The organism is Luteibacter sp. P4_E6 (genome assembly GCF_056401535.1).
The window spans coordinates 1-21,713 of the sequence record NZ_JBFUJE010000023.1 but is presented as its reverse complement, the minus strand read 5'-3'; the positions used below and the strand labels follow the sequence as shown (position 1 = coordinate 21,713).

Genomic DNA, 21,713 nt, shown 5'->3' with positions numbered 1-21,713 from the left:
CATCAAGGCCAGCCCGTTGTGGGACGAGGTGAAGGAGGGCCAGTTGGTGATGCATGTCGCCCGCCTCGCCGCCAACAATGCGCTTAAGCCCAACGACACATTCTCCGTTCCCGGCCTTGGCGACTACACCGTCAAAGACAAGGTGATCATCTTCAGTGAGCCGCTGATCTTCACCGCCGAGAACATCGACCAGTACAAGTTCTGACCCATCCCCCAAGGAGTTTCCATGAAACGCGTCATCTTCACCGGCGGTAGCGGCAAGGCCGGGCGCCATGTCGTGCAGTACCTGGTCGACCAGGGCTATCGCGTACTCAACCTCGACACGAAGCCGCTCGATAACCCGGCAGTCCGCACCCTCATTACGGACATCACGGACTCGGGCCAGGTGTTCAATGCCCTGTCGAGCTACACGGGTCTGCACGAATTCGACCCGAACCTGGCACCCGAGCCCATCGATGCTGTCGTTCACTTCGCTGCAATCCCACGCATCATGATCGTGCCGGACAACGAGGTTTACCGCATCAACGTGATGGGTACCTACAACGTGATCGAAGCCGCCGCGAAGCTGGGCATTCGCAAGGTGATCATCGCCTCCAGCGAGACGACGTATGGCCTGGTGTTCAATCACACGCCGCGCGATCCGGAATATTTTCCGCTCGATGAGGACTACCCGGTCGATCCGCGCGACAGCTATGCCCTTTCCAAGATCTGCAACGAGAAGACCGCGCAGGCTTTCGCCGGCCGCACGGGGATGGATATCTATGCGATTCGCATCGGCAACGTCATCGAACCGCATGAGTACGCAGGTTTCCCCGGCTTCTTCGCCAAGCCCGATTTCCGCAAGCGCATCGCCTGGAGTTACATCGACGCCCGCGACCTCGGCCAGATCGTGGACCTCGGCATCCAGAAGGACGGCCTCGGCTTCCAGATCTTCAACGCCGCCAACAACGACGCCTCGTCCGATCTTCCGACCGCCGAACTGCTCCGCCGCTATTTTCCGAACGTGCCGGTCAAGGGCGAACTCGGCGAGTACGAGACGCTGCTCTCCAACCGCAAGACACGTGACGTGCTGGGTTTCCAGGAGGCGCACAACTGGCGCCGTTACGTGAAGCCCTGAATCCGACGGAGGATGAAACCATGCCTACTCAGACCACGCTCGTAATCGTCCATACCGGACCCGTCACCGTTCAGCCATTGAGTTCGCTCGGGCCGGAGTTGTTGCCCGGTGTGCGTATCGTCAATCTCGTCGACGACAGCCTGCTCAAGGACACGATGGCGGCCGGCCACGTTACCCCGGCGGTAACCCGCCGCCTTGCCCAGTACATGATGATCGGGCAGGAAATGGGTGCGACCCTTATCCTCAATGCGTGCTCGTCCGTGGGTGAAGCGGCGGACACGGTGCGCCCGCTGCTCTCGGTGCCGATACTGAAGGTGGATCAGGCAATGGCTGAGCGTGCGGTCGCCAGCGCCACGCGCATCGGCGTCGCGGCGACGGTGCAGACCACGCTCGACCCCACGGCGCGGCTCATCGAGCGCGTGGCGCATGAAGCGGGCAAATCCGTACGTGTCACGCGAGCCCTGTGCGAGGGCGCGTTCGATGCCCTGCTTGCGGGTCGTGCCGATGAGCACGACATGATCGTCGAACGGGCGTTGCGTGAACTGGCTGCCGATGTCGATCTCATCGTGCTCGCGCAAGTATCGATGGGGCGCGTCGTCGACAAGCCGGGTGTCCGCTTCGATGTGCCGGTGCTGACCAGTCCGCGCCTTGGCATGGAGCGCGTCGCGGAGCTGCTGCGCGGCCAGCTGGAACGAGCGGCATGAGTCAGTGGGAGTGATCGTCATGCGGCGACACTGCGCCGGTCGTGCCGAACGCACGGGAGAGATCATCGACCTGGGAAGGCGAGAGGATGCGCGGATCGAGGCCGCGAAGGAGCATGTGCAGCTTCGCGGTTTCCTCCAGTTCCTCCATCGCGTTCACGGCCGCCGCGAGCGAGGTGCCCGCGACGACGGGCCCGTGGTTGGCCAGCAGGACGGAAGCGTAGCGCCCGGCCAGGCCGCGGATGGCGTCGGCCACGGCGGGATCGCCCGGGCGATGGTAAGGAATGAGAGCCGTATCGCCGACGCGCATCACGTAGTACGGCGTCAGCGGTGGCAACACGGACGATGGATCGAGGCCGGGAAGCATGGACAGCGCCACGGCGTGCGTGGAGTGCAGATGGACCACGGCGCCCGAGCCTGTACGCGATTCGTACAGCGCCTTGTGTAGCGGCGCTTCCTTGGTGGGCTTGTCGCCATCGACGAAGCGGCCTTGCGCATCGAAACGCGAGAGGCGCGCAGGGTCGAGGAATCCCAGCGATGCATCGGTAGGCGTCATCAGCAGCCCGCCATCGTCAAGGACGGCACTGATGTTGCCGGACGACCCATGGGTAAGGCCGCGTTCGAACATCGATCGGGCGAAGAGGCAGATCTGCTCACGCAGGCGTGACTCGCTCATGGCACCGGCTCCTGTGGGTAACGTGATGGTAGCGCAATCAGTCCAACAATCTTCTGGAGAACCGTATGTCGATGAGCGGATCGGACACGATCCCCGGCGTTAGTTCGACGAGTCCCCACACGGCGGACCGATGGGCTGGCCTGAGCGTGGTCGTTGCGGGACTTGGCTCCATGGGGCTCGGTGTCGCTACGAGTCTGCTGCGTGCCGGCGCGCACGTCACGGGCTTCGATCCCGGCGAGGATCGGCGTAATGCCTTTGCCTCGCTCGGCGGACACGTCGCCACATCGGCGACAGCCGCCGCCGAGCTCGCTGACGTCGTTGTCAGCGTGGTCGTCAACGCCGACCAGACCGAGGCACTCCTCTTCGGCACCGACGGCACCGACGGCATCGCGACGCGCATGGCGCCCGATGGCGTGTTCGTTTCATGTGCCACGATGGCACCGGGCAGGGCGCGCGACCTGGCGCGGCAGGTCGAAGCCAGTGGCCGCCATTACCTCGATGCACCCATCAGCGGAGGAGCAGGGCGCGCGGCCGATGGCAGCCTGACGGTCATGGCATCCGGAAGCGTCGCTGCCTTCGACCGTGCAGAGTGCGTACTCGACGCGATCGCCGGCAAGGTCTACCGGCTCGGCCATGTCGCGGGGCAGGGCGCAGCGTTCAAGATGGTCAACCAGCTACTGGCGGGCGTGCACATTGCGGCAGCCGCGGAGGCTATCGCCTTCGCTGCCAACGAAGGCCTCGATCTCCAGCAGGTGTACGAAGTGATCACGGCCTCGGCAGGTAACTCGTGGATGTTCGAGAACCGCGTCCCGCACATGATCGACGGTGACTACTCGCCGCGAAGCGCCGTCGACATCTTCGTGAAGGACCTCGGGATCGTCCTCGACATGGGCCGGACCAGCGTCTTCCCCGTACCGCTCGCCAGCGCCGCGCTGCAACTCTTCGTGATGACATCCGCGGCGGGAATGGGGCGCGACGACGATGCCTCGGTGGCCCGCCTGTACGCGCGCATCGCAGGCATCGACCTGCCGGGCGAACCCGCCACATCCATCGACCGCCGCTAAGGGAATTGCCATGCCGCGCTTTGCTGCCAACCTCACGATGATGTTCAACGAGCACGACTTCCTCGACCGCTTCGATGCGGCGGCGGCGGCAGGTTTCGGTGCGGTCGAGTTCCTGTTTCCCTATGACCACCCGGTGGAGCAGGTGGTCGACCGCGTAGAACGTAACGGCCTGGCCGTGGTGCTGATGAATCTTCCCGCCGGCGACTGGGCGGCCGGAGAACGCGGGATGGCAGCCATCCCCGCGCGCGCCGCCGACGTGCGCGCAGCCTTCGAACGCGCCACGCCTTACATCCGGGCGCTACGCGTGCCGCGTGTACACCTGATGGCAGGCATTGCCCCGAACGATGACCACCATTGGCGCGCCTACCGTGAATCGATCCGATGGTGCGCTGAGCGCGCGATGGGGCTTGGGATCGACGTACTGCTGGAGCCGGTCAACCGTCGTGACATGCCCGGCTACTTCATGAGCGACGTCGACGCCGCTCTCGCGCTTATCGAAGAACTGCGCCTGCCGAACCTGAAGCTTCAGCTCGACCTGTATCACGCGCAGATCATTCATGGGGACGTGACCACGCGCCTGCGCCGTGCGATGCCTGTACTTAGTCACATCCAGGTCGCGAGCGTACCGTCGCGCCACGAGCCCGACGGCGAGGAGCTGAACTATGCGTTCCTGTTCGCCGAACTCGACCGGCTCGGGTACATCGGGCATATCGGCTGTGAGTACCGTCCACGCGGACGTACCGAGGATGGCCTCGGCTGGCTGGCACCCTGGACGAACGGCGCAAAGGTGGCAGCATGAGTCTCTATCTCGGCGCCATTGCCGATGACTACACCGGCGCCTCGGACCTGGCCAGCACGCTGGCGGGCAATGGCCTGCGAGTGGTGCAGACGATCGGTGTACCGCCCGAGGGCATGGTGCTGCCCGACGTGGACGCCGTTGTCGTTGCGCTGAAAAGCCGTTCGGTTCCCGCCGACGTCGCCGTGCGACAGTCGCTCGCCGCGGACGCGTGGTTGAGGTCGCACGGCGCGGCACACGTGTTGTTCAAGATCTGCTCGACGTTCGATTCGACGGCTGAGGGCAACATCGGACCGGTGACCGAAGCCCTGGCTATGCCACATCGTGCCATGCCCATCGTTTGCCCGGCCTTTCCGCGCAATCGACGCACGGTCTACCAGGGGCATTTGTTCGTGGGCAGCGACCGCCTCGATGAGAGTCCCCTCAAGGACCATCCGATCACGCCCATGCGGGACTCCAGCCTGCTCCGCCTGATGACTGCCCAGAGCCGTCTGCCGGTAGGCCTGCTCTCGCTGGCGGTGATCCGCGCCGGTGACGACGCCGTGCGGACCGAGCTGTCACGGCTGCGACTAAGCGGCTGCGGTAGCGTGATCGCCGATGCCGTGACGGACAGTGACCTCGAGGTGTTGGGGCGTGTGGCGTTGGACGACCATGTGTCGACAGGCGCGTCAGGCATGGGTCTTGGTTTGGCGCGAGCCATCGTCGTCGACCGGGAGCACCTTGGTGATGTCGGCATGATGCGCGCCCCCGACGACTTGCGAGGATCGCTGGTGCTCGCTGGTAGCTGCTCGGCGGCCACCCTCGAGCAACTGGACATCGCCGAACACGAGTGGCCGGTGCTACGTCTTGGCGCCGAAGAGTTGATTGCGGGCACTGCGAGCGTGAAAGCCGCGGTCGACTGGGCCCGTCGGCATCTCGCCGAGGGCCCGGCCATCGTCGCGACCAGTGCCTCACCCGATCGTGTCGCCGCCCTCCAGGCCTCGCACGGCGCACAGTGTGTGTCGGCCCTGCTTGAGGGAGCGATCGCCGAGATCGCCTCCCAACTGGCGGACGAAGGGCTCTCGCGGCTGATCGTCGCGGGCGGTGAGACCTCGGGCGCGGTCGTCGACCGGCTCGGCATCGAAGCCTTCCTTATCGGCCGCGAGCTTGCGCCGGGTGTGCCGATGCTGCACGCGCTCGGGCGACGGCACGCGAACCTGCGCCTCGTGTTGAAGTCGGGTAACTTCGGTAGCCCCGGATTCTTCACCGAAGCCATCATCGCCGACTGACGCGGTTCTCACGGCAGCGCGGACGTGGCGCTGCGGTGAACCGGTGGCCTCAAGGCTTGCGAAGAACGCCCGTACCTTCCTAAGCTTCGCGGATACGCTTCGTGCCGCGTAAGGAAAGGGCACGCACTTCGCTTTTGCAGGTGATCAATGGCACAACGGCATCGCTCGGGCCTCACGTTGTTGGCAGCACTTCTTCTGTTTCCGGTGGCGCATGCCACCTCGACCGACACGCCCGCGGCACGCATGGCGGAACAGCTGAAGATCAATGAGCAGCGTTATGGTATTGCCGGGCAGGCGGTCATTGTCACCCACAACGACGAGGTGCTGTTCCGCGGGGCGAGTGGCAGCGCAAGCGTGGATAGCGTCTTCGAGATGTACTCCGTGGCCAAGCTGTTCACCAACACCCTGGTGATGCAGCTGATCGAACAAGGTGACGTGGAGGTCGACCAGCCGGCCAGTCGATACGTTCCGGATCTCCCCGCCAGCTGGAAGGCGATCACCGTCCGTAACTTCCTCGATCACACCTCGGGCATTCCGGATTATTTCGACAAGGAGCATCCGTCCGGGCCGTATCCACCGACGGTGAAAGCGATGTTCGCCGCTCTGGCAGACAAGCCGCTGCAGTTCCCCCCGGGAACCCAGACGCGTTACACGCAGGCCAACTACGTGGTCCTTGCAGCGCTGCTGGAGGCACACTACGGCAAGCCCTATCCACAGATCGTGGCCGAACGCATCGTGCGTCGGCTTGGGCTGCGTGGAACGTTTCTCGGTGCATCCGCCGTGCCCGCTGACCGGGCCGTCACGGAATACATCGGGAAGAACGGGAAACTGCAACGGGATCCACCGGTCGTGTGGCCCCAGTATGGATACGGGCACGCATCGCTGTTCTCGACGGTGGACGACCTGCGCGTCTTCCTCGGTGGCATGGCACGCGGCGAGCTGGTCGACAAGGTGACGCTCGGCAAGCTGTGGCAGAAGTCGACGCTGCCGAACGGCCGAACCGGCGATTTCGCCACGGGCTGGGAATACGGTAACAGCGACCTCTATTGGAACGTCGGGCACGACGGGGGCACCAAGGTCAGGGTGCGCCTCCTCTTCAGAGGTGACCTCGGCGGCGACAGGTACACTGTCATCTACGTCACCAGCGGGAGCGCTAAAAACGTCTGGTCACGCGTACTGGTGGACAGCGCGATGGCCGCCGTTGCGCCCGACGATTTCCCAGCGGAAGCACTGCAGGAGCGCCTCATCGCTTTCGCAACAGGGCCATCCACCGACAGCACCATGGCCGCCATGGAACGATCCCTTGGCATGCAGTCCGCGCTCAAGGGGAAGGACCTCGAGCGGGCCGTCAATGCGAGTGGTTATACGATATGCGAGAACCTCGGTGTCGACGCATGCATTCGCGTATTCATCCTCAACACGCACCTGTTCGCGCAGTCGTCGAACGCGTGGGATAGCCTGGCCGAGGCGTACCAGAAGAAAGGCGACCGGGAAAAGGCGCAGTCGCTTTACGACAAGGCCCACCGGCTGGCGGCGGGACAACAGTAACGGCGGGAGACCCCAAGAATTGAGGACTCCAACCAACCTTCTACCAGGCAAGCCTGGCGTGATCCCGGAAGAACCCGCCGTTCGCGGCTTCGCGCTCCGAAAGGAGTGCGGCCCAGACGATCCCTTCGGCACTGTCGGCGACGGGGCGTCCGCCGCTACCTCCGAGCGAGGTGGCCGTCCAGCCCGGACACACCGCGTTCACGAGAATGCCACTGCCCTCAAGCTCGCGCGCCGCCACTTGTGTATAGGCATTGAGCGCTGCCTTGGAAATGCGATAGGCGGGAGCCGTTTCGCCACACATGTTGCTCACGGCGCACTCGCTCGAAACGTTGACCACGCGTCCATACCCATGACGCCGCATCAGCGGTACCGCTGCGGCGGTGAGGCACCACGCTCCGAGCAGGTTAGTTTCGAGTGCGCCGCGAATGAGTTCAAGATCAGGTTTCGACACGCGGGCATCGTGGTCGAAGTAACCACCCGCATTGTTGACGAGAATATCCAGTCGCCCGAAACGGCCATCGATGTTGGCGACGGCCGCCTCGATATCGGCTGCACGTGTCACGTCGAGCTTGATCGCGTACGCTTCACCGCCCATGTCTCGCACCGACTTCAGGGCCTTTTCGCCCTTGCCCGGCTGGCGCATGCCCATGAAGACGGTAACGCCGAGCGATGCAAGCTGCTTCGAAACCTCAAGTCCGATACCGCGATTGGCGCCGCTCACCAGCGCGATGCGCTGGGTGAGCGGCGGTTCCGCGGCGGTCGGGTTCGATCGCTTCGTCTGCACGGGCAGGCGATGAACCTTCGCGGCGCTCATGGGGCTTTCGCAACCTCGCTACACGCGTTGTTGCCGCAGGCCTGCCAGCCGCCACCGAGCGCCTTGTACAGCGACACGGCGCGGGTGTTGATGCCGGCTTCGGCTTCCGCCAGCTGATCTTCCGCCGAGAGCTGCGTACGCTCGGCGTCAAGCAGCTCCAGGTAATCCGTACGGCCCGCGTCATAGCGAAGCTTGGCAAGCTCCGCGGCACGGCGGCTTTCCTTGGCCTGCACGACCAGCTTTTCGACGCGGATACGCTGCTGGTTGAAGCCGACCAGTGAATTGTCGACGTCCTCCAGGGCGGTAAGCACCGTGCGGTCGTAGTTGGCCTGCGCCTCTTCGGCCCGTGCACGCGCACCTCTCACGCCAGAGGCCACGCGCTGCACATTGAGGCCCGACCAGGAGATGCTGGGCGCAAGCTGCCATGCGCGCGAATCCGCACCGCCGAAGTCATTGCTGCGGCCGGCAAGGAAGCCGACGAATCCGCCCAGCGTGATATGCGGAAAGTAATCCGCCTTGGCCACGCCGATACGGGCGTTCGCGGCGGCGAGCTCGCGCTCGGCGATGCGGATATCCGGGCGACGCTGCAGCACTTCATCGGCACCGCCAATGGCGAGGCTGACGTCGATCGGCTTGAACGTGGCCGGCGAGAGATCGATGTCGAGCTCACCCGGGCGCGCGCCGAGCAGCACCGCGATGCGGAACTGGTCGGCCTGGGCCTGCGTTTCGAGCACGGGTAGCTGCGCTTCGACGGAAGCCAGGCGCGCCTTGGCCGAAGCGAGGTCCTGCTCGGCACCCGTCCCGACCTCCACACGCGCATTGATCACCTTCAGCGAGTCCTGCTGGTTGGTGATGTCGCGCTTGGCCACATCGATGCGCAGCTGGGTGCCGCGCAGGTCGAAATAGTTACGTGCGACTTCGGCGAACAGCGTGACCTGCGCGTCCTGCAGGGAGGCCTCACCGGCACCGGCATCGGCACGCGCGGCTTCGACCGAACGGCGGATGCCGCCGAACAGGTCGAGCTCCCACGACGCATCGAAACCGGCCTGATACGAGGTGATCGTCTGGCGCTGGTCGGTGAAGCCCGGTTGTTGTTCACGAGCACGTGAATAGTCCACGCCGGTCTCGATATCCGGAATCTGCTGCGACTTAGCGGTACCGAGGGCGGCGCGCGCCTGTTTCAGGCGGGCTACCGCGATCCTCAGGTCCGGGCTGGCCTGGGCAGCCCGGACGATCAGGTTGTCGAGCGTCGGGTCACCGAATTGCTTCCACCACTGTGCCTGGAAGGCCGCGCTGGTCTGCTGCGCCGGGTCCACACCTTGCAGTGTGACCGGCGCTTCTTTCGGGGCGTGGTAATCGGGGCCCACGCTCGCGCAACCGGCGAGGACGAGGGCCGCGAACAGGGCCGTACTACGGAGAATGGTTTTCATGATCACGACTCCCGAGCCGCGTGTTCAAGGAGACGACGCTCACGGCGTGCAGCACGGTTCGCTGCCGAGCGTTCGTTCCAGCCGCGGATCAGCACATAGAACAGCGGGGTGAAGATCAGGCCGAAGAAGGTGACACCGAGCATGCCGGCGAATACCGCCACGCCCATCGCATGACGCATCTCCGCACCGGCACCGTGCGAGGTCACCAGCGGCACCACACCCATGATGAAGGCSAWSGAGGTCATCAGGATCGGACGCAGTCGCAGGCGGGCCGCTTCGAGCACGGCATCTACACGGTTCATGCCTTCGATCTCGGCTTCGCGAGCGAACTCGACGATGAGGATGGCGTTCTTGCAGGCCAGGCCCACCAGCACGATCAGGCCGATCTGCGTGAAGATGTTGTTGTCGCCGCCCGTGACGATCACGCCGGCGATCGCGGACAACAGCACCATCGGTACGATCAGGATGACCGCCAGTGGCAAGCTCAGGCTCTCGTACAACGACGCCAGCACCAGGAAGACGAGCAGTACCGACAGCGGGAACACCAGTACCGCGGTGTTGCCGGCAAGGATCTGCTGATACGTCAACTCGGTCCACTCGTAGCTCATGCCGTTAGGCAGGCTCGTGTTGACCAGCTTCTCCATCGCTTCCTGCGCCTGTCCCGTGCTGTATCCCGGTGCCGCGCCGCCGTTGATCTCGGCGGTCGGGTAGCCGTTGTAGTGCTGCACGCGATCCGGCCCGTTGGTCTGGCGCATCGTCAGGAACGAGCCGAGCGGCACGAGGTCACCGGCGGCATTGCGGGTCTTGAGGCCGATCACATCGGATGGTTCGTGACGGAACGACGGCTCTGCCGACACGTTCACCTGGTAGGTGCGACCGAAGCGGTTGAAGTCGTTGACGTAGAGCGAGCCCAGGTACGCCTGCATGGTCTGGAACACGTCGCCCAGATCGATACCTTCGGACTTGGCCTTCTCACGATCGATGTCCGCGTCGAACTGCGGCACGTTCACCTGGAAGCTGCTGAACAGATGAGCGAGCTCCGGCGTTTTCTGGCTGGCCCCGATGATGCCTTGGGTCTGCTTGTACAACTCGTCGAAGCCGAGGTCACCACGATCCTCGAGCTGGATGCGGAAACCACCGATCGTGCCGAGGCCGTTTACCGGCGGCGGCGGGAAGATCGCGATGTACGCACCCTGGATCGAAGCGAACTTCGCGTTGAGGCGTGCAACGATGGCGTCCGCGGAGAGATCCTTGTCGCGGCGCTCCTCGAATGGCTTCAGCGTCACGAAGACGATGCCCGAGTTGGTGCTGTTAGTGAAACCGTTGATCGACAGTCCCGGGAACTGCACGGCGTTCGCAGCGCCCGGGTCTTTCAGTGCGATGTCGCCCATTTCGCGGATCACGCTTTCGGTGCGGTCGAGCGAGGCGGCATCCGGTAGCTGCGCGAACGCGACCAGGTACTGCTTGTCCTGCGGCGGGACGAAACCGGTCGGGGTCTTCGCGAAGCCGAGCACACCCAGGCCAACCAGGCCGGCATACAGCACCAGCATCACCACCGCGAAACGCAGGATCTTCTTCACGCCGCCGACGTACGAGTTCGAGGCACGCTCGAAAACGCGATTGAACGGACGGAAGACCCAGCCGAGGCTGCGGTCCATCAGTACGGTGAGCTTGTCCTTCGGCTCATCACGGCCCTTCAGCAGCAGCGCGGCGAGTGCCGGGCTCAGGGTCAGCGAGTTGAAGGCGGAGATCACGGTCGAGATAGCGATCGTCAGGGCGAACTGGCGATAGAACTGGCCGGTCAGACCACTGATGAAGGCGGCGGGGACGAACACGGCACACAGCACCAGCGCCGTGGCGACAATCGGACCGGTCACTTCGGTCATGGCCTGGCGCGTGGCCATTTTCGGATCGAGACCGTGCTCGATATGTCGCTCGACGTTTTCCACGACCACGATCGCATCGTCGACGACGATACCGATGGCCAGCACCAGTCCGAACAGCGACAGTGCGTTGAGGGAGAAGCCGACCAGGTACATCACCGCGAACGTGCCGATCAGCGAGACCGGCACGGCGACGAGCGGAATGATCGATGCGCGCCAGGTCTGCAGGAACAGGATCACCACGAGTACGACGAGGATGATCGCTTCGAACAAGGTGTGCACGACCGCTTCGATCGAGCCACGCACGAACACGGTCGGATCGTAGACGATGGTGTAGTCGACGCCTTGCGGGAAGTCCTTCTTCAGCGTTGCCATCTCCGCGCGCACTTCATCGGAAATCGCGATGGCGTTCGAGCCCGGGCGCTGGAAGATCGGAATCGCCACGGCTTCGCGGTTATTCAGCAGGCTGCGCAGGGCATAGCTGCTGGAGCCCAGTTCCACGCGAGCGACGTCGCGCAGGTGGGTGACCGAACCGGTGGGGTCGCTACGCACGATGATATTGAGGAAGTCGTCCTCGGTGACGAGGCGACCTTGCGTGTTGATGTTGACTTGGAAGGCATTCGAGTTCGGGCCGGGAGGCGCGTTGAGTGCACCGGCAGCCACTTCGATGTTCTGCTCGCGCACCGCCTTGATCACGTCACCCGTGGTCAGGTTGCGGATGGCCAGCTTCTCCGGGTTCATCCACACGCGCATGCTGTACTCGCCTGCGCCGAACAGCTGGACATCGCCCACGCCGTCGAGACGGGCGAGCTGGTCCTTGATGCGCGTACGGGCATAGTTCGACAGGTACAGCATGTCGTAACGGTTATCCGGCGAGGTCAGATGCACGACCATGGTCAGGTCGGGCGAGCTCTTGGTTGTCGTGACACCGAGACGCTGCACTTCCTCGGGCAGTCGGGGCAGGGCCTGCGCGACGCGGTTTTGCGTCTGCACCTGCGCGTTGTCGAGGTCGGTGCCGAGGGCGAAGGTGACCGTCAGGGTCATCTGGCCATCGCTGGTGGACTGCGACGAGGTGTAGAGCATGCCTTCCACGCCGTTGATCTGTTCTTCGAGCGGCGTGGCGACGGTTTCGGCGATGACCTTCGGGTTGGCGCCGGGATAGCTCGCCTTGACCACGACGGTCGGTGGGACGACCTCCGGGTATTCGCTGATGGGCAGCTTGAACACGGCGATACCGCCCGCGATCAGGAACAGGACCGACAGCACGCCCGCCAGGATGGGGCGTTCAACAAAATATTGCGCGATTTTCATGAGGAATCAGTCCTGGGTCTTCGCCACGCTGTCGACGCCGGCGGGACGGGCGGCGGCGACGTTACGCGCGCTTTCCGGCACCAGCGAGGCCATCGCCACGCGCTTCGCATTCACTTCCACGCCCGGGCGCACGCGCTGCAGGCCGTTCACGACCACGACGTCCTCGGCGTTGAGGCCGGAGTCGACCACGCGCAAGCCATCCACAAGGGCACCGGTCGATACGCGGCGGTATTCCACCTTCTTGTCCTTGCCGACGACGTAGACGAACTTGTTACCGAGGTCGGTACCCACAGCCTTGTCGTCGATCAGGGCGCGCGGCTGGGTGTTGCCGCTGCGCAGTTCGACGCGCGCGAACAGGCCGGCGGTGTACTCGCCGTCGGTGTTCGGGAACACGGCGCGCAGACGGATCGTGCCGGCACCGGCGCGAATCTGGTTGTCGACGAAGTCGATCTTGCCGATGTGCGGATAGCCCTGTTCGTCGGCCAGACCCATTTCCACGTCGGGCGCATGGCCACTGGCGCGGCGCAGGCGATCGAGCTTGAGGAAGGTCTGCTCGTCCACGTCGAAGTAGACATACATCGGGTCGACGGTGACGACGCTGGTCAGCGTGTCGGTCGGGGTGACGAGGTTGCCGGCGGTGATCTGGGCATTGCTGACCTTGCCGCCCACGGGGGCGCGAACCTCGGTGAAGGAAAGATTGAGGCGGGCGTTATCCAGCGCCGCCTGTACCGAAGCGACCTGCGCCTTGGCGCTGGCGGCGGCGGTATCGAGACGGTCGGCTTCTTCCTGGGACACGGCGTGCTGCTGGACCAGCTTGCTGCCGCGGGCCGCATTGGCATCCGCATTCTTCGCTTCCGCCCTGGCCTGGGCGAGGTTGGCGGCAAGGCGGTCAGTCTCGGCGCGGTACGGGCGGGGGTCGATGGTAAAGAGCAGGTCGCCCTTCTTCACGGCGGCGCCCTCGCGGAAATGCACCGAGTCGACGTAGCCGCTGACGCGCGGCTTGATCTGGATCGTATCCACCGCCTGGATGCGGCCGGTGAACGCGTTGGCATCGGAGACGGGACGCAGCAACACCTGGGCCACGGTGACTTCCGGTGCGGGCTTGGCGGCGGCGGGCTCGGCGGCATGCGTCGGCGAGCTGCCGGCGCTGAGCCAGAGCGCCGAAGCGATCGCGACCGCGAGCGCGGACGAACCGAACAGGAGTTTCTTCTTCATGACGATGTCCTGAGAGCTTGATAAGTAGGCGGGAAAGTCGTGCGGCGGTGCAGGATGCAACCTCAACCTTGGTTGAGATMAAGCCGGTCCGTCTCAGGGGGCGTAATCTAAGTCTTGCTCGTCAAGGCTTAAATGGGTCTACAATCATCGCGCCTGTGATTCGCAGTCACGAATGAAGACCCCCGGAGTCCGCGATGGAAGACTTTTCCGCTATCAGCGTTTTTGTTCGCGTGGTTGAGGCCAAGAGCTTTTCTTCCGCAGCGCAGCATCTTGAGATGACGCCGTCGGGTGTCAGCCGGGCGATTTCCCGCCTGGAGGAGAGCCTCGGTGCCCGGCTCTTTTTTCGCTCGACACGTTCACTGCGTTTGACCGACGATGGCTCCGCGTTCTACGCACGTTGCAAGGAGATCCTCGCCGATCTGACCGAGGCCACCGAAGCCTTGGGGTATGCGAAAACGAAGCCTGCGGGCAAGCTCAGGGTGGCGGCGTCGTCCGCTGTCGGGCGTGCGGCGCTCATCCCGAACCTCGCCGAATTCGAGGCAAAGTTTCCCGATATCCGCCTCGAGCTGACCATGTGCGACTTCCCGTTCGACCTGAACGAGGAAGGATTCGATTGCGCCATTCGCATGGGTGAGCTGGCAGATTCCAGCCTGATCGCGCGCAAGATCGGTCATTTCAGCAACGTACTCTGTGCCTCGCCGGCCTACCTGGCCCGCCACGGCGTGCCGACGACCATCGAACACCTGAAGACCCATCGCACCGTCAATTTCGTCCACCCGAGCACGGGCAAGCCGTCCCAGTGGCAGTTCGACTCCCCGAGTGGCCGCGTCGCCGTGGACGTGGATGCCCACATGATGATCAACGACGGCGAATCGGTGATCCAGGCGGCCATTGCCGGTCTGGGCATCATCCAGGCACCCCATTGCCTCGCTGCGAGCGCGCTCGACAAGGGTCTGCTCGAGATCATCATGACGGACACGATCTCCACCGGCTCCAACCTCTGGATCGTCTACCCGCAGAAGCGCCACCTCTCGGCGCGCGTGCAGGCCTTCATCGAGTGGACCAGTGAGCTGTTCCAGCGCACCAGCACGCCGCAATGCCAGATCGTGCAGCAGCAGATGGCCGAGCTGGAAAGGATCCGCAGGGGCGAGCCGGCGCGTATCGCGGCGGTGGCGTAAGCGAGACTTCACAAAACTTCACCCGGACGTCAGGCGCTTCATGACGCAAGGCAGTCCACTCGGGGCTCTTCCCAAGGAGCCCCACCATGCGCCGCACCGTTGCCACCCTGATCCTCGTCGCCGCCTTCCCGGTCGCGGCCAGCCAATACCAGCCGCCCGTCACCTCCCCTGACGGCTGGCCAGTCGCCGACGCCGCGAAGCTTGGCTGGGACACCGCCACGCTCGCCAGCCTCGACGACAAGATGGTCGACGGCAGCTTCAAGCAGATCACCAGCGTGCTGGTGGTCGACCACGGCCAGCTGGTCTACGAGCACTATTTCAACGACGGCTCGGCCGACCTGCTCAACGACGTCCGCTCGGCCAGCAAGAGCCTGACGGCCATGCTTGTCGGCGCCGCCATCCAGCGCGGGGCGATCCGTGACGTGTCGGCCCCCGTGTACGCATACTTTCCCGAGATTTCCATCGCTCATCCGGACCCGCGCCGGGCGGCGATCACCCTCGAAGACCTCATCACGATGAGCTCGATCCTCGAGTGTGATGACGAGAATGAATTCTCCGCCGGTAACGAAGAGCGCATGTACGTCTCCGAACGCTGGCTGGACTTCGCCCTGAACATCCCGATTCGCGGTTACGCGCCCTGGGTCACCCGTCCGAAGGATTCGCCGTATGGGCGCACATTCTCCTACTGCACCGCCGGTGCCTTCCTGGCCGGCGCCGTGGTGGAGCGGGCGACGAAGATGCCGCTGGCCCGGTTCGCGCACGAAGCGCTGGAACAGCCGCTGGGCATCACCCAGGTGAAGTGGAATACCTCGAGTGAGGGCGTCGGCATGGGCGGAGGCGGCACGCGATACCGGTCCCGCGACCTCGCCAGAATCGGCCTGCTCGTTGCCGATGGCGGTCGGTGGCACGGCCAGCAGGTGCTGCCGAAGGCATGGGTGACCACCATGCTGACGCCCCATGCCCAGGCTCGCGACGATGCGGACTATGGCTACCTGTGGTGGCAGTTCCGCTTCCCGATAAGCGGTGTGGAAACGAAGGTCTGGGCCATGAGCGGCAACGGCGGCAACTATGTGTTCGTCCTGCCCGAACGCGGCCTGGTCACCGTGGTCACCAGCAAGGCTTACAACAAGAGCTTCGCCCACCCCCAGTCCCAGGCCATCTTCCGCGATTACATTCTTAAGTCCCTGCCGCGCTGATTGCTTTCCTGCATAAGCTGCCGGGTTTTCAGGTCGGCGGGGCACCAGGGCGCCGCAAGCACCCTTTCCCGTTCCGCCGTGACCCGGCGATCGATAGCAGCGAGCACCGCCTCGAAAGCCGGATCCCCGGCGATGGAGGCGAACAAGGGCGAGGCGCGGAGGTAGCCCGCGTCCCGCCACCCCTTGTCCACCGCGTCGGAAAGGGCGGCAATCGCACCGCGCCGATCGCCGGTTGCCTGCAGCAGGACCGCCAGTTCGAGCCGGCTGGATGGCCATGGGTCGTCAACCAGGCTGGAGCGGGTCTGCGCAATACGATCGGCGAGCCACGCCGGGCTGGCAGGAACGCGCCCATAGACGGCCGCGAGTGTCGTCTGGAGCCTTGAGTCGGGGCGAATCGCATGGGCTTCGGCGAACGCGTTGGCCGCGGCGACCGGGTCATTGCGACGCAGGGCGAGTTCGCCATCCAGCTGCGCCAGCTCAGCGCGCGGCGTACCCCGCGCCCGGGCCTGGTCCAGCGCCGCGCGCGCTTCGTCGAAACGACCGTGCGCGAAAAGGAAGGCGGGCCAGGCAAGGTTGGAGAAAACGTTGTCTGGCGACAGTTCGAAGACGCGTCGATAACGGACCTCGGCCGCCGCGCCGAAACCGAGCAGCTCGTACTCGCGCGCGACCTGGACGTCGCGGAAACGTACGCGTGCCGGGTCGCCGTGCATGTCGAGATTGGCTCGCAACGCATCGGCCAGACGACCTTGCTCCTGATACAGGTAGGCGGCCGACGAACGGCTGGCGTCGTCGGAAGGTTCCAGTCGCACGGCTTGTTCGTATCCGGCGATAGCGCCGGAGATATCGCCAAGGCAATCGCGCGCATAGCCCAGTGCGGACCACGCGTCGGCGAGATCGGGCCGCAATGCGACGGCGCGCCCCGCCAGCCGTAACGCATCGCGCGCGTCATCCGCCCCAGTGTTGTAGAGACAGGTGCGTGCCGACCGCGTCCGACTCGCACCGGTCAGCGCGTCGGCATCGTCGGGGGCCTCGTGCAAGGCACCGTCGTAGAGGGCGAGCGCGCGTTCGTTGTTTTCGCGCTGGCCCATGGCGGCATACCAATGGGCGCGCTGGAGAAGTTCCTCTTGCGCGGTCGGTACTGGCTTCTGTTCGCGGCCAAGGAAACCGGCACCCAGCGCGACGGCGGCCAGTACGCTGACGGCGGCGAGTGCCGGCCAGATCGCATGCCGTCGCGGCGCGATTTCCTCGGCGAGCGGTTCGGGCGGCGCACCCAGCCGGTATCCGCGTCCGCGCACGGTGCGGATATAGCGTGGCTGGCGCGCATCGTCACCCAGCGCCTGACGCAGCAGGCGAACGCGCTGGGTCACGGTTTCCTCGTTCACCACGGCGGGCGCCCAGACGACCTCCATCAGCTCGTCGAAGCCAACGACGCGATCGCCGCGTTCGATCAGGCACGCCAATAGCTGGAAACTGAGTCCGGCCACATCGAGCGCGATGTCACCGCGCTCCACCCGCTGGCGCGCGAGGTCGATCGTCAGATCGAGCAGCCGGTAGCGGGTGTTCATGGCCGGGACGGTGACTCAACCGCCCGCAGGAAGCAGAAGCAACAGCGCGATGCCGAGGATGATGCGATACACGGCGAAGACGGTGAACTTGTGCGAGCGGATGTAACCGAGCAGCCACTTCACCGCGACGAAGGCGACGAGCGTAGAGACGACGAAAGCGACGCCGAGTCCGGTCCAGTCTTCGCCGGCGGCACCGCCCTGCCTGAAGGTCTTCAGCAACTCGTAGCCCGTGGCGGCGTACATGGTCGGAATGCCGACAAGGAAGGCGAACTCGGTGGCGGCCGCGCGGTTACTGGTGCCCGCAAGCATGGCGACGAAGATCGTCGACGCGGAGCGCGACGTACCCGGGAAGATGCCCGCAACAATTTGCGCCAGGCCAACCAGGATCGCCACGCGCCACGTGATCGCCACCTGGTCGGGACGGTGCATCGCGACCTTCTCGGCCGCAATCATCCAGATGCCGCCGATGATCAGCGCCCAGGCAATCGGGGTGATCGTCTCCGGCAGTTTGAAACCGAGTTTGGTCACGACCAGGCCGAGGGCTGCCGTGATGAGGAACGCCACGGCGAGCTTCATGACGTAGTCGCGCGTCTCCGGGCGCCGCCAGTTCTGAACCATGCTCCACAGGGTGCGCCAGTAAATGAAGGTCACCGCGAGGATGGCGCCTGCCTGGATTGCCACGTTGAACAGGTCAGAGCGCGCGCCGAGCCAGCGCTCTGCGATGAGCAGGTGACCGGTGCTGGAGACGGGAAGGAACTCGGTGATCCCTTCGACGATGCCGAGGAGGATGGCGCTGATCAGGTCGTTCACTGGCTAAGCATTCCGGGCGAGGGGACGGCGCATAGCTTAGCCGCTGACGGCCACCGTCACGCGGTGCGCACGCGGTGCGCTGATATTTTTCACCGTCGTAAGCAGCCTTCACCTGGAATGCCATGGCGTCCTCCCCAAGCCGGTTCCGTCGCCGATGCGGCGGTGTCCGTATCGCCGTTCTCGGCACCGCCCTGTTCGTCGTCGCCTGCGCGCCAGCGGTGCGCCCGCCTGCCTTTGCGCCTCGGGAGGAGGTGCCGATCGCCGGCTTGCCTACGACCCAGGCCGGTTGGCCGCAGCCGGAGTGGTGGAAGCGTTACGGCGACGCACAGCTCGACCGGATCGTCGATATCGCCATGCGTGGCTCGCCGGACCTGGAGCAGGCCGAGGCACGCTATCGCACGGCGACGCGCGCGGTGGATTCCGCGCGGGCCGATCTGAACCCGCAGGTGCGCGGCTTGCTCAGTGGGACCCACGGATACAGCGATGTCGCCGTCAAAGGCGACGTGCCGGGTGCAGCCGGCAGCGCCCAGAGCTTCCAGCTTAACCCTGGCAAGAGCTGGAGCAACAGCGGGGCAGCCGGCGCGCTGGCCACCTGGGATCTCGACATCTGGGGCAAGCAGAAGGACGCCGTATCCGCTGCCGTCGGCCAGGCCCGTGCCGCTGAAGCAGAGCGCGCGTCGGCGGCGACGTCGCTGCAGTACAACGTGGTCAACACCTATTACGACTGGCAGGCGCAGCAGGCGCGGCTCCAGGTCGCCCGGCACGCGGCGGACAGCTCGGCGCAATACCGCGAGCTGGTCGAGCTACGTGTGCACGCCGGCCTCGACGATCCCACCTCGCTCGACCAGGCCGATGGCCAGCTCGCCCAGCAGCGACGCGCTGTGGCCCAGCTCGAAGGCGCGGCGAGCCTCGACCTCGTGCAGTTGGCCGCGCTTGCCGGCGTCTCGCCCAAGGATCTCGGCACGCTCACGCCGTCTCCCCTGCCGACGCCCGACACCACGCTGCCCGCCGGCGCGCGGTTGGGCTTGCTGGCGCGGCGTCCCGATATCACCGCCGCCCGTTGGCAGATCGAGGCCTCCTCGAAGAACATCGACCAGACCCGTAAGGCTTACTACCCCGACGTGAGTCTCACGGGACTGGCGGCCTTCCTGCGGACGTATCCGGATCTTGGGTCGGGCACGCGTACCGACCTGAAGCTCGCAAACATCGGTCCGTCCATCCAGCTACCGATCTTCAGCGGTGGACGCCTTCGCGCCCAGTTCGAGAGCGCCCAGGCGCAGCTCGACACCGCCGTGGCGCAATACGACGGTGCCGTCGTGCAGGCGGCCGGACAGATTGCCCAGAGCGTCACGACCCTGCAGATGCTCGACGACCAGCGCGTGCAGGTAGACCGGCAGTACGACGCCAGCGCGGCCCAGCGGACCAAAGCGGCCGACCGTCGCTCGAAAGGTCTGATCGACGATCGCACCTGGCTCAACGCCGACATGCAGCTCGACCAGCAGCGCGACGCGCGCCTGCAGCTCACCAGCCAGATGCTTTCGGCAAACCTTTCCCTCATCCACGCGCTCGGCGGCGGGTACTACGCTGACGACGCTCCCGCTCTTCCGGCTGGCAACACCGGCAAGGACTCCCCGCGATGACCCCAGAAAACGACGAGCCGCGCGACGACGGCGAAACCGGCACCGCGCCGCTGCCTTTCAAGTATCGCTACAAGTACCTGCACAAGTACGGTGACGAGTCGCCGCGCGGCGAGCGTGACGAGGAGAAGCACGACGAGAAGGAKGGCGACGACGACGGGGAAGACAAGGACGGCAAGGACAAGGAGAAAGACGGCAAGGACAAGGATGGTAAAGACAAGGACGGCAAGGACGACGACAAAAAAGAAGACCCGAAGGCCAAGCGCAAGAAAGTCATCGTCCTCTCCATCATTGCCGCGGTCTTCATCCTCGCCGCCCTGGGCTGGTTGCTGTTTTATATCTTCGTCCTCTCCAAACGCGAGACCACCGATGACGCCTACGTGCAAGGCGACATGGTGACGATCTCATCGCGTGTGCCCGGTACCGTCATCGAGGTGGACGCCGAGGAAACCGAGCGTGTCCATGCAGGCCAGGTGCTGATCAAGCTCGACCCCGTGGATGCCAACGTTGCCCTGATGAACGCGGAGGGCCAGCTCGCGCAGGCCGTACGCGAGGCCCAGGCAAAGATGCAGCAGGCCAACCAGGCCGACGCCGCGATCCCGCAGCGGCGTGCCCAGTACGAGCAGGCGCGCGACGAATACAACCGTCGCCATCCGCTGCTTGAGCGTCGTGCTGTATCCGCCGAGGAAGTCGATAGCGGCAAGCGCCAGATGGAACAGGCGAAGGCCGCACTGGACGCCTCCGAGCGCGAAGCGGCAGCGGCGCATGCGCAGGTCGACGGCACGACCGTCGATACCTATCCGGCGGTGATCCAGGCGCGTTCCCAGTTCCGTAACGCGTGGGTCAACAACGGCCGCAACGCCATCGTTTCGCCGATCGAAGGTTATGCCGCGCGCCGCCAGGTGCAGGTGGGCCAGCGCATCCAGGCAGGCCAGGATCTGCTCACCGTCGTGCCGTTGTCGGACCTGTGGGTGGACGCGAACTTCAAGGAGACGCAGCTCGAGCACATCCGCATCGGTCAGCCGGTAAAGATCACCACGGACATGTATTCCGACGTGGAATATCACGGCAAGGTGATCGGCCTTAACGCCGGCACGGGCAGTGCGTTCTCGTTGCTCCCGGCCGAGAACGCCACCGGTAACTGGATCAAGGTGGTTCAGCGCCTACCGGTACGCATTGCGATCGATGCCGAGGACCTGCGCAAGCATCCGCTGCGCATCGGCCTGTCCACCGACGTCAACGTCGATACGCACGACCGCGATGGTCGCGTGTTGTCCGATACCGCTCGCGGCAAGCCGTTGGCAAGCACGAACGTCTATGAGCAGGAGATGGGCGAAGCTGACCAGCACGCCGAGGAGATCATCCGCGCCAACACCGTGGATGCGACCCCGAAGCCGGTCCCGGCCAAGCGCGGCGGTTGATCGATGGCAGGGCAGAACGGCAACGGCGCATCGAGACCACCGCTGACCGGTGGTGCGCTCGTGTTGCTCACCGCGGGCGTGGC

At 65.0% G+C, this 21,713-nt stretch carries 18 protein-coding genes; 11 read left to right on the top strand and 7 right to left on the bottom strand.

Annotated elements, in window-relative coordinates; all coding sequences use genetic code 11:
- The 3 genes from AC1DT2_RS03305 to AC1DT2_RS03295 all read left to right on the top strand — a co-directional run.
- On the top strand, nucleotides 1–205 hold a 205-nt coding region (locus AC1DT2_RS03305; protein ID WP_477294277.1), incomplete at its 5' end, for a hypothetical protein.
- A gap of 21 nt (nucleotides 206–226) precedes the next feature.
- The gene (locus AC1DT2_RS03300) at nucleotides 227–1,117 is read left to right on the top strand and encodes an NAD-dependent epimerase/dehydratase family protein (RefSeq protein WP_213949019.1); all 891 of its coding nucleotides are present in this window, start codon (nucleotides 227–229) and stop codon (nucleotides 1,115–1,117) included.
- 20 nt (nucleotides 1,118–1,137) lie between these two features.
- On the top strand, nucleotides 1,138–1,821 hold the full coding sequence (locus AC1DT2_RS03295) for an aspartate/glutamate racemase family protein (RefSeq protein WP_063570482.1): 684 nt from the start codon (nucleotides 1,138–1,140) through the stop codon (nucleotides 1,819–1,821).
- Nucleotide 1,822: 1 nt separating this feature from the next.
- On the opposite strand, the gene otnC is transcribed toward AC1DT2_RS03295, so the two are convergent.
- A complete protein-coding gene (gene otnC, locus AC1DT2_RS03290) occupies nucleotides 1,823–2,494 on the bottom strand; it encodes a 3-oxo-tetronate 4-phosphate decarboxylase (RefSeq protein WP_213949018.1) in 672 nt (223 codons plus the stop codon).
- Between the two features lie 65 nt (nucleotides 2,495–2,559).
- Between otnC and ltnD the strand changes: the two genes are divergently transcribed.
- The 4 genes from ltnD (at nucleotide 2,560) to AC1DT2_RS03270 (ending at nucleotide 7,170) form a co-directional block, all read left to right on the top strand.
- A complete protein-coding gene (ltnD, locus tag AC1DT2_RS03285) occupies nucleotides 2,560–3,558 on the top strand; it encodes an L-threonate dehydrogenase (RefSeq protein ID WP_477294273.1) in 999 nt (332 codons plus the stop codon).
- A 10-nt stretch (nucleotides 3,559–3,568) separates the two neighbouring features.
- A complete protein-coding gene (gene otnI, locus AC1DT2_RS03280; RefSeq protein ID WP_477294271.1) occupies nucleotides 3,569–4,357 on the top strand; it encodes a 2-oxo-tetronate isomerase in 789 nt (262 codons plus the stop codon).
- On the top strand, nucleotides 4,354–5,622 hold the full coding sequence (gene otnK, locus AC1DT2_RS03275) for a 3-oxo-tetronate kinase (protein WP_477294269.1): 1,269 nt from the start codon (nucleotides 4,354–4,356) through the stop codon (nucleotides 5,620–5,622). Before otnI ends, otnK begins: the two co-directional genes overlap by 4 nt.
- Before the next feature lie 147 nt (nucleotides 5,623–5,769).
- Nucleotides 5,770–7,170: a serine hydrolase gene (locus AC1DT2_RS03270; protein WP_477294267.1), complete on the top strand. Its 1,401-nt coding sequence runs from the start codon at nucleotides 5,770–5,772 to the stop codon at nucleotides 7,168–7,170.
- Nucleotides 7,171–7,210: 40 nt separating this feature from the next.
- Here the strand turns inward: AC1DT2_RS03270 and AC1DT2_RS03265 are convergent, their stop codons facing one another.
- The 4 genes from AC1DT2_RS03265 to AC1DT2_RS03250 are packed head-to-tail and all read right to left on the bottom strand — an operon-like array spanning nucleotide 7,211 to nucleotide 13,823.
- Nucleotides 7,211–7,984 (bottom strand): SDR family NAD(P)-dependent oxidoreductase, encoded by a 774-nt coding sequence (locus AC1DT2_RS03265; protein WP_477294265.1) that lies wholly within the window; start codon nucleotides 7,982–7,984, stop codon nucleotides 7,211–7,213.
- Nucleotides 7,981–9,414 (bottom strand): efflux transporter outer membrane subunit, encoded by a 1,434-nt coding sequence (locus tag AC1DT2_RS03260; protein ID WP_477294263.1) that lies wholly within the window; start codon nucleotides 9,412–9,414, stop codon nucleotides 7,981–7,983. The genes AC1DT2_RS03265 and AC1DT2_RS03260 overlap by 4 nt, the downstream gene beginning before the upstream one ends.
- A 2-nt stretch (nucleotides 9,415–9,416) precedes the next feature.
- Nucleotides 9,417–12,608, bottom strand: coding sequence for an efflux RND transporter permease subunit (locus tag AC1DT2_RS03255; protein WP_477294261.1), 3,192 nt, complete (start codon nucleotides 12,606–12,608; stop codon nucleotides 9,417–9,419).
- A gap of 6 nt (nucleotides 12,609–12,614) precedes the next feature.
- On the bottom strand, nucleotides 12,615–13,823 hold the full coding sequence (locus tag AC1DT2_RS03250) for an efflux RND transporter periplasmic adaptor subunit (RefSeq protein ID WP_477294259.1): 1,209 nt from the start codon (nucleotides 13,821–13,823) through the stop codon (nucleotides 12,615–12,617).
- Nucleotides 13,824–14,017: 194 nt separating this feature from the next.
- Here AC1DT2_RS03250 and AC1DT2_RS03245 point away from each other — a divergent pair, with 194 nt between their 5' ends.
- Nucleotides 14,018–15,001, top strand: coding sequence for a LysR family transcriptional regulator (locus AC1DT2_RS03245; protein WP_213949013.1), 984 nt, complete (start codon nucleotides 14,018–14,020; stop codon nucleotides 14,999–15,001).
- A gap of 86 nt (nucleotides 15,002–15,087) precedes the next feature.
- The gene (locus tag AC1DT2_RS03240) at nucleotides 15,088–16,197 is read left to right on the top strand and encodes a serine hydrolase domain-containing protein (protein WP_477294256.1); all 1,110 of its coding nucleotides are present in this window, start codon (nucleotides 15,088–15,090) and stop codon (nucleotides 16,195–16,197) included.
- Here AC1DT2_RS03240 and AC1DT2_RS03235 read toward each other — a convergent pair.
- Nucleotides 16,170–17,762 carry a winged helix-turn-helix domain-containing protein gene (locus tag AC1DT2_RS03235; RefSeq protein ID WP_477294254.1) on the bottom strand — a complete coding sequence of 531 codons (1,593 nt, stop codon included), beginning with the start codon at nucleotides 17,760–17,762 and terminating at the stop codon, nucleotides 16,170–16,172. The genes AC1DT2_RS03240 and AC1DT2_RS03235 overlap by 28 nt on opposite strands.
- 15 nt (nucleotides 17,763–17,777) lie before the next feature.
- Nucleotides 17,778–18,572: an undecaprenyl-diphosphate phosphatase gene (locus tag AC1DT2_RS03230; protein WP_063571868.1), complete on the bottom strand. Its 795-nt coding sequence runs from the start codon at nucleotides 18,570–18,572 to the stop codon at nucleotides 17,778–17,780.
- Between the two features lie 122 nt (nucleotides 18,573–18,694).
- Between AC1DT2_RS03230 and AC1DT2_RS03225 the strand changes: the two genes are divergently transcribed.
- Together AC1DT2_RS03225 and AC1DT2_RS03220 are read left to right on the top strand one after the other, a co-directional pair.
- Nucleotides 18,695–20,212 (top strand): efflux transporter outer membrane subunit, encoded by a 1,518-nt coding sequence (locus tag AC1DT2_RS03225; protein ID WP_477294252.1) that lies wholly within the window; start codon nucleotides 18,695–18,697, stop codon nucleotides 20,210–20,212.
- Nucleotides 20,209–21,630 carry an EmrA/EmrK family multidrug efflux transporter periplasmic adaptor subunit gene (locus AC1DT2_RS03220; protein WP_477294250.1) on the top strand — a complete coding sequence of 474 codons (1,422 nt, stop codon included), beginning with the start codon at nucleotides 20,209–20,211 and terminating at the stop codon, nucleotides 21,628–21,630. Before AC1DT2_RS03225 ends, AC1DT2_RS03220 begins: the two co-directional genes overlap by 4 nt.
- Nucleotides 21,631–21,713 lie beyond the last annotated feature (83 nt).